A 12,773-nucleotide genomic window follows, 5' to 3' on the forward strand; every position below is an offset into this window, starting at 1 on the left:
ATTAGTTTTCTCCAAATTTATGCCCACCATAAATGATACCTCCACCCACAACATCATCGCCTTCGTAGAAAACAGCTGATTGTCCAGGCGCAACACCTTTAACGTTGGCCATAAAGTTCACGGCAACATGATCACCTGTTTGTACCATGGTGCTGAGTGCTCCAGGATCTTTGTAGCGGATTTTTGTCACCAACTCCAAGTCACTGGGGATGGTCGCATATTTGTGGTTATTCACTTGTCCAACATTCATACCATTACGGATGAGTTCGTCAGAGGTGCCCAGCACAACGGTATTGGTGTCTGGCTTGATTTCTGTCACAAACATAGGTTGACCAAAAGCCATGCCCAGTCCTTTACGTTGCCCAATCGTATAAAAAGGGTAGCCTTGGTGCTTACCTATGACTTCACCACTGGTTGAAACGAAGTTGCCACCGGCTACTTGTCCTTCCAACTCAGGAACCCTGCGCTTCAGGAACCCCCGATAGTCATTGTCGGGGACAAAGCAAATCTCGAAGCTTTCCGCTTTCTTGCTCAATTCCTCATAACCAAGATCTGCGGCCAATTGACGGACTTCCGGTTTGGTCATTCCTCCCAGGGGGAAGCGGCTTCGAGCCATACATTCTTGGCTCAAACCCCAAAGGACATAAGATTGGTCTTTATTTAGATCGGCACTTTTTTGAACAAAGTAGCGTTCGTTCTCATGTTTGATTTTGGCATAATGCCCCGTAGCTATAAACTCACAGTCCAGTGCATCAGCCCGCTTCAGTAGCGAGTTCCATTTGATATGGGTATTGCAGAGAACACAGGGGTTGGGAGTACGCCCAGCCAGGTATTCGTCCACAAAGTTATCGATCACATAATCGCCGAATTCTTCTCGGATATCAACGATAAAATGGTGAAAGCCCATCATTACGGCTACTTCGCGTGCATCATTGATGCTGTCCAGGCTACAGCAGCCTGTTTCTTTCTTTGACCCACCACTATTGGCGTAGTCCCAGGTTTTCATCGTAATCCCCACCACTTCATAGCCTTCCTCGTGGAGTAACATAGCAGTAACTGTAGAGTCAATGCCTCCACTCATCGCTACCAGTACTTTTCCGTGCTTACTCATTCGTTATGTTTAGACGTTGTGCTGCAAAAATACAAATTAACCCTCGAAATAGTTCTCTGTAAGAACACGTTAGCTCAATAACGAACACCTTTCACCTGTAAATGATTAAAAAATGACCGATATTGGCGAAATCAAAATTCCACATCAATATGAAATACCTATCCTTTAGCCTTTTTATTTGCCTAACACTACTGAGTAGCATGACCTTTGCTCAAGAGGAAGAGTACGGCCTGGCGTCTTACTATTCTGATGATTTCGAAGGGCGTTCTACTGCTTACGGAGACACTTACAACAAAGATGAATTGACCTGTGCGCATAAGCGCTTTCCTTATGGTACGATTCTAAAAGTCACCCGCCTCGACAACAAAAAATCCGTACGGGTAAAAGTTATCGACAAAGGGCCGTTTATCAAAGGCCGCGTTGTAGACCTTTCTCGTCGTGCTGCCGAAGTGCTGGGCATTGTAGGAATGGGATCAGTAGAGGTAAAAGTCGAGAAAGTTGGCAGCGGCAATAGTAGCCCTGCTGAGGAAGAAACCCAGGTAAGGTCGACACCCGTAGAGACGCCTCGTTCCTATGACGAACCGACTCCTGAAAGAATTGCAACTACACCAGCTGCGGAACCCAAGCCTGTCGCTACCACCCCCGCACCTACACCAGAAAAAGTAGCAGAACGCCCGGTAGAGACCACTGCTAAACAAGCAGACCCTGTGGCAGCTAAGCCCACAACAACGACCCCAACGGTGAATGCCTCTAAAGATCGATTTTCACCGGTAGGAAAAGATTATAATCCTTATGGTCTTTACCGTATCGTCTTGGAGAAGCCGGATGCTCAAACGGGTTTTGGCGTGCAAGTGGCCTCTTTTACCAGTTACGAAAATGTCATGCAGCGCGTAGCCGATCTACAAGCTCAGTGGTTTGATAATATCCTGATTAGTATTGAACCAGGAGAAGGAGGTAAGAGTAGCTACAAGGTTATTCTCGGGCCCTTTGATGATCAAAAAACGGCACAACATTATCAGGCGAGCTTGGCTAGTCGTTACAAAATTAGAGGTTTTGTCATTGATTTAGCAGGATTGAAGTATTAAGTGCCATCCTGGTACCATGCTCCGGCCTAAAGGCTTACGCGCTTTCTGTTTCAATTTCAACCACCAAAGGCACTTAAGAAAAAATACTTAGGTGCCTTTGGTGGTTTAAAAAACGTTTTTTGATCCACCTTGATTTTGTCGTGAAATAGGCTTATTTTAGGAATACTTTCGCGCAAAATCTCTACCCTATGCCTAATGTAAAACCTTCTGCCCAGATGGGCTTGACATCTTTAGTACCTGCTCTTTTTGTTTTTTTGCTATTTCTTTTCTTTTTCCCTTCCTCCCTTTGGGGGCAATGTACAAATCCTACTATCTCCTTACCGGATGTAAGTATTCCTGTGGATGGTGATGTGGCTAATGCCTATTGTGTCACACTTACTTTTGACCCGATGGAGACAGGTCTGCCTGCGGGCATTTCGATGGATATTTGGCATACCTGGCAAGGAGATTTAGGTATTTGGATTTTGGCCAATGGTAATTACCTCAATATCGTACAGCGTCCTGGCGTATTGGAAAGTTGTGATGGTGGCTGCCCCTGTGGCGACAGTGGCGATTTAGGGACGCAGGCTAACCCTGCAACCTACACTTTTTCTGATGCAGGAGGGAACGATCCCGAGTTGGGTATGAGCCCTAATGGAGGAAGCTACGGGATCACAGCAGATGATGGCTGTGGCCTGGGAACTCCGGGGATAAATTCTTTTATGGACTTGTGGGATACCTTTGACCCTGGCGAGGAAATATCGGCAGTACTATGTATTTCAGATCATGCAGGTTCTGATTTTGGGGAGGCTTCCAATATTACTTTTCTCTTCCCAAACCCAGTGATTTGTGGCTGTACGGACCCCATTGCCGATAATTATGACCCGGTAGCCAGTGTAGATGATGGTAGCTGTACCTATTTGTGCCCTAGTTTTGGTACGACCATTAACGAAACAAATTATGAGTTTTGTAATGGAGAAGAGCGAGTACTCACGCTGTCGGTAGCTACTCCTACGGCCAACGGCCCCGTTTACCAGTGGACGGGGACTAATGGGGGAACAGCCTTTTTGTCAAACCCAGGAGCCAGCACCACCCAGGCGACTATTCCAGCTTCGTTTAGTGGGATAATTCAGTATACCGCAACGATTACGGATGTGGAGGGTTGCGTTGAGTTTGCTACGGCAGAGGTGGTCGTTAACCCATTGCCTGTTTTTAGTATCCTTGGTTCGGAAAACCTTTGTGCTGGAGATAGCCTGGATTTGCAACCCGACCGAATGGCCGATAATTACCTGTGGTCGACGGGAGATACGGTCCCCTTGTTGCAGGTGAGGACCTCGGGGACTTTTGGTCTCACATTGACAGATGCAACGGGTTGCAGTTTTGCTGATGAGTTAACGGTGCAAGAGTACCCACTACCACTGCCACGCATCCAGGGGCCAACATCAATTTATGTTGGTGAGGAAGTGAATTTGCGCGTTCTGGAAACTTATGCTGAATACCAGTGGTCTACTGGAGGAACGACACAGCTGATTACGGTAGATAGCCCCACGGTTTACCAAGTTACAATCACAGACGAAAATGGCTGCCCAGGTATTGCGTCCTGGACGATAGCGGAGGAAACGGGGTATAAACTATTTACACCCAATGCTTTCAGCCCCAATCTGGATGGAGTCAATGATCATTTTTATTTCTTCAGTGATCGCCGTAGTATAGAACAGATCGTACAACTTCAGGTCTTTGATCGATGGGGTGGGCTGGTGTTCTCGAATGCCAACTTTGCGCCGGATATTGCCAAAGAAGGCTGGGATGGCACCCGGAGCGGCAAGCTAGCCACGGCGGGCATCTATGTTTGGTCAGCAGTGGTAGAGCTGGTCAATGGGGAACAAGTTGCGCTGCAAGGAGATGTGCTTTTGCTGGGAGGGGAGTGATATTATCGCGTAGGGCGTTAGCCCGAAGCTCGCCGCAGAGACGAGGAGGACCAGGGATGGACGGACCGCAGGGACAAACAGCCCGGTGCCAATGACCGCTAGGGAAGGAGGCAGGGCCCAATAAACATTTAAAATCCACCCCAGTGTTCTTCGCTCCATAGCCAGGGCCAACCACTGATTTCTATCCTTGGTTCACTGATACTGTCGTTGGGCGCTAGTCTACGAATGGTCAATGATTCGCTGTTGGGAGCAATCTCGGTTGTGTTGCGCAGTTGGAATCCGGCGCGTTGGAGGTATGGTGCTATAGGTAAGGTGAGCGGATCACTCTCGTTGAGGCCGATTTCTTTGGTGTTGGGAAGTGTTTTTTCGATTTGGGTTTGTAGTCGTTGTGGCCAGTTGCGTTGTAGGTGGATGAAGGGGTAGACCTGTATCCAGAAAAAGAGTAGGGCTATCAGGCCTGCGAGTGTCATACCACCCAGGACATAGTCGCGGCGGTTGCCATAGAGCCCAATGACGCCCACGAAGCTAAACATCCAATAGGCGGCAGAGCAACCCAGGACGGCCCGGAAGCCATCGTTTTGGAACTGGATGAAGCCACCAAGTAGGGTAAGTGCTACGAGGAAAAAGACGAGAATAATATGTAGTACCTGCCCCGTTTTTACCCAGTCTTGCCAGGGATAGTTGGGTGCTTTGAAGTAGTTTTCGAGTTGCTTGGCTGTGAGAAAAATTAGTAAAAAAGGAAATACGAGCGAAAGCGTAAGAAAGCTACCCAGCAGACCAATGAGCAGTAACTGAGAGAGTTCTTCCCCTCTTTTTACTTTGTAGAAAAGGTCGCGGAGTGCGGCCAGCGTGAAGCCAATGAATGGAGCGATACCGAGTAAGGCGTAGAAGAAGAATTTGAGGTGGCCCAGGTTTAGAAAGTTGAAGTAGAAATAATTTCCTAAAGAGCCATGATAACCCAGTGCCCAATTCAAGAGGAGCGATAAACCAAAAACAAGGTAGATGATGACAAAAGGCTTGCCTATCTGTTTTTTAAGGTCCTCATTTTCGGCCACTAGGATACGAAAATAAGCGACCTGCCAGATGACAAACAAGACGAGACTGGCCCAACTGCCCACCAGGATAGCCAATGCTCCGAGTATGCTACTGCGTACCAACCACTTGCGGGTAGGTGTCTTTGTGAAATGCAGTAACGATAGCCAAAAGCCCAGCTCCAGGCCAAAGCGCCAGATGTCGAGGCTGGCCGTTTTGGCCAATACTGGTAGTAGTAGGGAGGCCGCCCCTACAAGTAAGGTAAGTTCTACGGAGCGATTACCAAACAGGGCTTTGCCCCATTGGAAAAATAGTGTAATGCCGAGAAGGTAAAATATTAAGCCGGGTACTCTGTAAGCCAGCAGCCAGTAGGGCGACTCAGCAGGGATGGTGCCCATAAAAGCACTTACCCAGGTAGTAGCAGGGGAGGTTTGTACCCCCGACCAGATAAGCTCTGCTTCGGCAGATGGCCAAATATTGATATAGTCTAAGCCCACCAGTAGTTGGGCTACCGCCAAAAATGCGACCGCCCAGCAAAAGAAGCGATAACGAGAAGAAGGGGGGGGCGGAAGTGGGGGAGTAACAGTCTTGCCTTTACGCATGCTTTTATGTATCTTGTATATTAGACCTGTTCTGTGGGGATCATTTCGTGTTTTCCCTAGGGCAAAAAAAAGCCAGCGGGCCGAAACGAAAAAGCTTAATCGAACGTTAGTATTTCAAAATAAACAGCTTATGCGCTTCTTAACACTCTTTTCTTTACTATTCTTTTTCGCCGCTTGTGATAACAATACTGTTTCGCAAGAGGAGTTGACGAACGATTCCCCGATGGAGGTTCAGTTGTCGGATAATCCACAGTGGGAAAAAGACAATTTACGCCTTTTGCCCATTGTCGCCAGTGAGGCTTATCTGGATGAACAACAATCGGTGGCGCAATATAAGGTTTTAAGCGAAGCTCTGGAAAATGAGCGTTTCCGGGTTTCTGAAAAAAAGCCTTACGGTCGCTTTACAGATGCCGGTGCCGTGAATACGCTAACGGTGCAAAACAAAACCGAAGACCCTATTTTCTTGATGGCTGGCGAAGTAGTGCAAGGTGGTAATCAGGATCGCGTGATCGCCGAAGATGCTGTTATTGCTGCCCGTAGCATTCAGGATATGCCCGTTTTTTGTGTTGAACACGGTCGCTGGACCTATGAAGGCGACAAGGCGCTGAATGAAGGGGATAAGAAGATTTTTGCCTTCCGTGGTTATTATAATGTAGCATCTAGCGAAGTACGCCGTTCGGTAGCTACGGGCAACCAGCAAGCTGTATGGGACCAGGTTGCGGATATTCGTACTCGCTACAGCCTTGATGCGGGCACACAGGCTTATGCCGATTTGGAGAGTAACGAAGAATTTGTGAATGACCGTACCAGCTACGAACGTTTCTTTGGCGATAAGTTGGCAGAGAACGAAACCATTGTAGGCTTTGTAGCGGTGAGTGGTAATCAGATTTTGGGTGCAGATGTCTTCGGTCACCCCACATTACTAAACCGTCAATTTGCAGCTGTATTGAGTAGCTACGCTACGGATGCACTTACCCTGGGCAACGACAAGGAGCTAAAGTCTGCTAATTTAGCGGCTTTCGTTGATGGCTTACAGGCTGACTTGGCGGACGAAAAAGGTTTTCGCCAGGATGGGAAGTTGGTGCATTATGCTAAGTTGCGGTAGATGTATAGTCCTCCAAGGCAGGATTTGTGAATTCTGACCTGGAGGACTATATGCTGTTTCTTCTTAATCAAAAGGCCCTGACGGGGCGAACTTTGAGAGAACTTGCTTTCAAATACGCTGTGGGAGTCCCGCCGGCAAATGATACTGCCCAGGCTCCTATGTCTCTTTGTTCATTTGAAGTCCAGTAAGAATCGTTGCCAAAATTGTCGACATGCCCTCTTGCTTCAAGGTTGTAGTAAATGAGAAACATTCCTCCTCTTGATGGCAGGAACCAATCATCATAAACGCCATCAGAATAGTTGGCGCAGGCATCGGCAGCATGCCCACTGGCGCAAGGTGAATTTAAAATTTGGAGGGTATTCATTATGCCATCTCCCGGCCTGGCACCTTGTGCTGTTTCTTCTGGATAAATAGGGTCTGAAGTAAGGTTGAAAAGGTCAATGTCTTCTTCGTCACAGCCCCATTTGTACCTTTGGTCGAGATTAGTTAGTGCGCAGACTAAACCTTCTTTGCCTTCAATAATATCTTCGGTGTCAATGTAGAAGATATACCCACCAGCATACAATTTACCGTGTAAACTATCAATAGATATTCCACTTTCGACCAATTCCAAAGGTGTTTCATTTAGCAAGCGTACAACGACTGGCGTATACAGTTCGCATTGCTCTCCTGAATAGCCAGATGGGCATTCACAGGTTCCTGTCACACAATTGCCTCCATTGAAGCAAGTAACATTTTCGCAAAGGTCCATTTCTATGACTACTATATCATCATCTTTTTTACAGGATACGTTTAGTGCCAACGTAATGAGTAATATTATTAGCAGCTTGATTGATTTCATGTTTGGATTATAATTAAGGCTAAGGTTTAGAGAGCTTTTATAGTTTTGCATTGACTTACAGTCACAATATACTAGCTCTTATTATCTTTTATGGAGGGATACGCTAAATCAGGAGTGAAAATGAGGCATAGGTNCAATCAAGGCTGAACGAAGACGGAATGAAAACCGTATTGTCGAAAAACTTCGATAATGCAATTTTGCTTTTATCTTCGCGCTATGAAAGAGGTAAGTCAACTGATCGAACTGCTCCGGATGGAGCAACTGGAAGTCAATCTTTTCCGCGGACAAAGCAAAAGCGTAGGCAGTGAGCGGGTTTTTGGTGGCCAGGTGATGGCCCAAGCGCTTAGCGCTGCGATGCAAACGGTACCTGACGACCGGTTTGTACATTCCCTGCACAGTTATTTTTTGCTTCCTGGAGATCTCGAAGTACCTATTGTGTTTGAGGTAGAACGCATTCGCGATGGGGGGAGCTTTACTACCCGCAGGGTGAAAGCGATACAGCACGGTGCCGCCATTTTTCATCTTTCTGCCTCTTTTCAACTTGCCCAGGAAGGCTATGAGCACCAGATGGAGAAGCCGAGAGTATCTGCTCCGGAAGACTTGCCCAGTTGGGAAGGCCTCGCCAAGCAGTTTGGTGATATGATTCCGCCTAATCTGAAAAAGATGTTGGATATTGAGCGCCCGCTGGATTTTCGCCAGGTGGAGTTCATTAATCCGATGGTACAGGAAAAGTACGACCCTGTTCGCCACGTCTGGATGAAGGCCAAGGGGGAGATGCCGGAAGATCGCCGTTTACATGATTTAGTATTGGCTTATGCGACCGATTATAATTTGTTGACGACGGCTTTGTTACCTCACGGCTTTGCTGCCGATTTTCGCAGCTTGACGCTGGCTAGCCTCGATCATTCGATGTGGTTTCACCGCCCGTTTAGGATGGATGAATGGTTGCTTTATGCACTGGATAGCCCATCGGCTTCAGGCGCGCGTGGTTTTACTCGCGGCCAGGTTTTCTCCCAGTCGGGGGAGCTGGTAGCTAGTGTGGCCCAAGAAGGCTTGATGAGGCCGAGGAGGTAGTGTGTAGGTTTAACCTTGTTAGTGGCTGATTATTATCATTTATTGATATTTTACTCTGGCTAAAATCTACCCGGCTCAGCTTCTTCCACTATTGCGAATGCTGCCTCGTAGATGTCTTCTACACCAGGCTTGCTGAAGTAGTCGCCGTCGGAGCCGTAGGCAGGGCGATGAGCTTTAGCAGAAAGTGTTTGCGGAGCGGCATCCAAATAGCAGTAACCATTTTGCTCTTCTACAATTTTCTGTAGGATGTAGGCGGAAGCACCACCAGGGACATCTTCATCTACAATAAGGAGGCGATTGGTTTTCTTTAAGCTGGCAATAATGCGGTGTTCCAGGTCAAAAGGCAGTAATGTTTGGATGTCTACCAGTTCAGCGCGAATCCCATCTTTTGCCAATAGTTCACAAGCTTCTATTGCCAGACGGACACAGCTACCGTAGGTAAGTAGCGTAAGGTCGTCGCCTTCCAGCAGTGTTTCCGGTACACCTAAGGGGACGGTGTATTCTCCTATGTTTTCAGGCATACGTTCTTTGCGGCGGTATCCATTTAGGCACTCGATAACGAGGCCGGGTTCGCCACTCTGTAATAAGGTGTTGTACATGCCTGCTGCCTGAACCATGTTACGTGGGGTACATACATAAATACCACGCAATGCATTGATGATCATACCCATTGGTGAGCCAGAGTGCCATATCCCTTCAAGGCGATGCCCTCGCGTACGAATGATGGCGGGGGCTTTTTGTATTCCGTTGCTACGCCACCTTAGGGTAGCGAGGTCGTCAGACAAAGGCTCAAGGCCATAGAGGAGGTAGTCGAGGTACTGTATTTCGGCAATTGGCCGCAAACCCCTCATGGCCATTCCGATGGCTTGGCCCATAATTGTCCACTCTCGGATGCCGGTATCGAAGACACGTTCCTGGCCATATTTTTCCTGTAGTTTTGAGAAGCTTTGGTTAACACCACCAATCTGACCTACATCTTCCCCGAAAGCGTATAGCTCAGGGTACTTTTCCAATGCGTAATCAAAAAAAGCATTCAGAATTTGATAACCGTTGCGCGAAGGGCTGTCGGGAGAGAATCGGGGGCTAATAGCTGGCACTCGGAGTGCCGAATCATTGCCCTCACTGTGCAAATGTTGGCTGTACTTGTGATGATATTTTTTTTCAATAGGGTCAAGCCAAGCCTTTATTTCAGTATATAGCGGGTGGTTCGTTCTGCGGAGGTGAAATGTCAAGCGCCTTGCGTTACTGCATACTTCATGTACCTGGGGATGTGTATGGAGTTGTAAACCTTGCAGGAGAGCTTGAATCGTAGTATCGTCTGCGGGTAGCTGTTGGTACCAGTTTTGTAACTGATTGGTGTAATTTCGAGCAGGTATATTAAACGCTTTCCAAGCGGCATCTCGACCAGCCTTGGCTATTTTTTTAGCTTGCTTGCGAATGTCACTGATCTCTTCCTTTTCGGCGATACCTTCTGCGGTGATCCATTTTTCCATTTGCAGGATACAATCGTATTCTTTTTCCCACGAAAGGCGTTCTTTGGTTTTGTAGCGTTCATGTGACCCGGAGGTGGAGTGCCCTTGGGGTTGGGTTAATTCTTCTATATGGAAAAGAGCTGGTTCGTGGCGTTCTCTTACTTGTTCGATGCCCAGTTGGATTTGATCAACGAGGTGCGCGTAATTCCAACCTTGGAGGTTGTGAATTGCAAACCCTGTTTTATCCTGTTCTGTGGCTAGACCGCTCACGGCTGTCGAAATACTGCCTTTGGCAGTTTGTAGTTCTTTGGGAACACTGATACCGTAGCCGTCATCCCAAACAAAAACAGCTAAAGGCACTTGTTGTACGGCCGCAGCATTAAGCGTTTCCCAAAAGACGCCTTCCGAGGTACTGGCATCGCCAATTGTGCAAAAGCTAACCTCTTGGCCTGTTTTTGAGAATTTATTTTCTTGTAGTGCTTCGTTACTGCGGTATTTCTTGCTGGCTAAAGCCAAGCCAAGTGCACGAGCCATTTGACCTGCTGTAGGTGCGATATCTGCACTTACATTGTACAATGTGGTCGTATCATACCAATTTCCTTCTTTGTCAATGGTTGGCGTAGCGAAGTGGGCATTCATTTGGCGGCCTCCAGAGAAAGGGTCGTTGTCTGTGTCAGCGTATAGTTGGGAAAAAAAAGCTTCGATATCCAACAAGCCCATGGCAAACATAAAGGTTTGATCGCGGTAATATCCAGATCTGAAATCACCTTTGCGAAAAGCGCGTGCCATGGCTACCTGGGGAACTTCTTTTCCATCCCCACTGATACCAAATTTAGCTTTACCTGTGAGTACTTCGCGGCGGGCTAGCAAGCTTACTTCTCGGCTAATACAACAAATACTAAAATCATTTAGAATCTCTTCCTTACTTAGGTCAGCAGTGAGTCGTAGCTTGTTTTCTGCCAGGGCAGCAAGATCGGGCTTAAACATGGTTTTATCGTATTTGGTCGGCTAGGAATAAACAACAAGGGCTAGCTGTGGTTTAAATAGGCTATTAGAAAAATCTGGTAGCGATATACTTGTCATTCAGGTAGGATGGGTGGTTAGTCCAAATTAAGAATATCGATACTAAGTAAGTAAAATGAAAATAATGCAATTTTTTAACGGAAAAACTGCAGTGTATCGAAATTAAATTCCGAATGAGTGTTTTTTCTAGCTTCAAAAATAATTAAAATTCTGTTAAAATGCTACTGTATGAGCTGTTAATATATCTTTCTTTCGTTTTCAGATCGGCATTTGAAGAATAGTGACTCGTTAGTAATGTTATCGTCAGAATTGCAAATAGCTTATTAACTAATCATTAACCCCACTATCTGGTCTTTCGGCTTTTAAAATGGGTTTAAATCACCTATTTTTGTGGAGATCAAATTACAAATTGAAACCAATCAATAAAATTTAGCTCATGAAGCGTATATCCCTTTTCTTATTTTTGGCTCTAGGTTTGAGCATTTCCCTGACTGCTCAGGTGATTGAAGCACCAGTAGAAGAATCAGTTGAAACTCCTTCTACCGACGGTCCTCAAATGGAATTTACAGAAACTACTGTTGATTACGGAACGATCGAACAAGGTTCAGATCCTTACCGTTTCTTCGAGTTCACCAACCCTGGTACTGCACCATTGGTAATCACCAATGCTAAAGGTAGCTGTGGTTGTACTGTTCCTACTTACCCAAAAGAGCCTATTTTGCCAGGTAACTCTGCTGAAATCAAGGTTCGTTACGATACTAACCGTGTTGGTCCTTTTACTAAGCGTGTAACGCTTACGACCAATGTAGGTGAAGAGCCAATCGTTCTAACCATCAAGGGGAAAGTAGAAAAGAAGCCAGAAGAACCAGCTGGTGTACCTACCAATGAAGGTGGTATGTTTAACAGTGGTGGCAAGTAAGCTACTGTTGTTGGGTCTACCTAGCTAGTGCTGGGGCAGATAATTTCCCGGATAGGGCCATGAAAGTGGTTGTATCCGGGATTTTTTTTTGCAAACAGGTAGGTTTTAGAAAAAGAAAAACCCTTGCTTCAAGGGAAGCAAGGGCCTCTAACCCAAACAAATAAACACAAAAACTACTTTTTGATGACACAATAATAAAGCCTTTTTTTTAACCATGCAACAATTTACATTACTTTATACATGGAAGTTTTTGGCTATCTGTAGTTAAGTTGCTTGTAATCAGTTTTTTATGATAAATTATTGTTTTTTATAATGTAATGACATGGAATTTATTACTGTTGCTATTTTTTACAAAGTGACATTTTATATTTTTTTGTAAAAAAACGAAAAATGTGACATGGTTGAATTTTTATTTTGTTTTAAGTTGTTGATTAATAGTTGTTTGTGATTTTTTTTCTTCTGCTTTTGTAATCATGTGGAGTTGTTAGGGACGAGCTTCTCACTTTGTCAGCTAGAAAGAGAAGGAACAATGCTGTTCGCTTTAGGCTAAGTCGCCGAAAGAGAAGTGTTGTTTCGTTGTTTGGATTTGGTCAGGAAAAAGG

General features: G+C 46.0%; 9 protein-coding genes. 5 read left to right on the forward strand and 4 right to left on the reverse strand.

Translation table 11 applies throughout. The features are described from left to right. Window position 1: 1 nt before the first annotated feature. On the reverse strand, window positions 2-1,111 hold the full coding sequence (gene mnmA, locus A3EU_RS0105520) for a tRNA 2-thiouridine(34) synthase MnmA (protein WP_020535134.1): 1,110 nt from the start codon (window positions 1,109-1,111) through the stop codon (window positions 2-4). Window positions 1,112-1,260: 149 nt separating this feature from the next. Between mnmA and A3EU_RS32540 the strand changes: the two genes are divergently transcribed. Further along, window positions 1,261-2,196, forward strand: coding sequence for a septal ring lytic transglycosylase RlpA family protein (locus A3EU_RS32540; protein ID WP_020535135.1), 936 nt, complete (start codon window positions 1,261-1,263; stop codon window positions 2,194-2,196). 188 nt (window positions 2,197-2,384) lie between these two features. Further along, the gene (locus A3EU_RS0105530; protein WP_020535136.1) at window positions 2,385-4,103 is read left to right on the forward strand and encodes a T9SS type B sorting domain-containing protein; all 1,719 of its coding nucleotides are present in this window, start codon (window positions 2,385-2,387) and stop codon (window positions 4,101-4,103) included. Between the two features lie 128 nt (window positions 4,104-4,231). Here the strand turns inward: A3EU_RS0105530 and A3EU_RS0105535 are convergent, their stop codons facing one another. Continuing rightward, window positions 4,232-5,737, reverse strand: coding sequence for a hypothetical protein (locus A3EU_RS0105535; RefSeq protein ID WP_020535137.1), 1,506 nt, complete (start codon window positions 5,735-5,737; stop codon window positions 4,232-4,234). A 130-nt stretch (window positions 5,738-5,867) separates the two neighbouring features. Here A3EU_RS0105535 and A3EU_RS0105540 point away from each other — a divergent pair, with 130 nt between their 5' ends. Then, a complete protein-coding gene (locus tag A3EU_RS0105540) occupies window positions 5,868-6,842 on the forward strand; it encodes an ARPP-1 family domain-containing protein (protein ID WP_020535138.1) in 975 nt (324 codons plus the stop codon). Window positions 6,843-6,909: 67 nt separating this feature from the next. On the opposite strand, the gene A3EU_RS0105545 is transcribed toward A3EU_RS0105540, so the two are convergent. Continuing rightward, on the reverse strand, window positions 6,910-7,683 hold the full coding sequence (locus A3EU_RS0105545) for a DUF1566 domain-containing protein (protein ID WP_044085483.1): 774 nt from the start codon (window positions 7,681-7,683) through the stop codon (window positions 6,910-6,912). A gap of 189 nt (window positions 7,684-7,872) precedes the next feature. On the opposite strand from A3EU_RS0105545, the gene tesB reads away from it, so the two are divergent. After that, on the forward strand, window positions 7,873-8,757 hold the full coding sequence (tesB, locus tag A3EU_RS0105550) for an acyl-CoA thioesterase II (RefSeq protein ID WP_020535140.1): 885 nt from the start codon (window positions 7,873-7,875) through the stop codon (window positions 8,755-8,757). 59 nt (window positions 8,758-8,816) lie between these two features. Here the strand turns inward: tesB and A3EU_RS29515 are convergent, their stop codons facing one another. After that, entirely contained in the window at window positions 8,817-11,216 is a 2,400-nt protein-coding gene (locus tag A3EU_RS29515) for an alpha-ketoacid dehydrogenase subunit alpha/beta (RefSeq protein WP_020535141.1), read from the reverse strand. 472 nt (window positions 11,217-11,688) lie between these two features. Between A3EU_RS29515 and A3EU_RS29520 the strand changes: the two genes are divergently transcribed. Further along, window positions 11,689-12,171 (forward strand): DUF1573 domain-containing protein, encoded by a 483-nt coding sequence (locus tag A3EU_RS29520; RefSeq protein ID WP_020535142.1) that lies wholly within the window; start codon window positions 11,689-11,691, stop codon window positions 12,169-12,171. Window positions 12,172-12,773 lie beyond the last annotated feature (602 nt).

This window comes from Lewinella cohaerens DSM 23179 (genome assembly GCF_000379805.1).
Taxonomy (GTDB): domain Bacteria; phylum Bacteroidota; class Bacteroidia; order Chitinophagales; family Saprospiraceae; genus Lewinella; species Lewinella cohaerens.

What these genes read in the sequence shown, in the direction of transcription:
- A3EU_RS29520 (WP_020535142.1), top strand. Translation starts at nt 11,689, where the DNA reads ATGAAGCGTATATCCCTTTTCTTATTTTTGGCTCTAGGTTTGAGCATT.
- A3EU_RS29515 (WP_020535141.1), bottom strand. Translation starts at nt 11,216, where the DNA reads ATGTTTAAGCCCGATCTTGCTGCCCTGGCAGAAAACAAGCTACGACTC.
- A3EU_RS32540 (WP_020535135.1), top strand. Translation starts at nt 1,261, where the DNA reads ATGAAATACCTATCCTTTAGCCTTTTTATTTGCCTAACACTACTGAGT.
- tesB (WP_020535140.1), top strand. Translation starts at nt 7,873, where the DNA reads ATGCAATTTTGCTTTTATCTTCGCGCTATGAAAGAGGTAAGTCAACTG.
- A3EU_RS0105530 (WP_020535136.1), top strand. Translation starts at nt 2,385, where the DNA reads ATGCCTAATGTAAAACCTTCTGCCCAGATGGGCTTGACATCTTTAGTA.
- A3EU_RS0105540 (WP_020535138.1), top strand. Translation starts at nt 5,868, where the DNA reads ATGCGCTTCTTAACACTCTTTTCTTTACTATTCTTTTTCGCCGCTTGT.
- A3EU_RS0105535 (WP_020535137.1), bottom strand. Translation starts at nt 5,737, where the DNA reads ATGCGTAAAGGCAAGACTGTTACTCCCCCACTTCCGCCCCCCCCTTCT.
- A3EU_RS0105545 (WP_044085483.1), bottom strand. Translation starts at nt 7,683, where the DNA reads ATGAAATCAATCAAGCTGCTAATAATATTACTCATTACGTTGGCACTA.
- mnmA (WP_020535134.1), bottom strand. Translation starts at nt 1,111, where the DNA reads ATGAGTAAGCACGGAAAAGTACTGGTAGCGATGAGTGGAGGCATTGAC.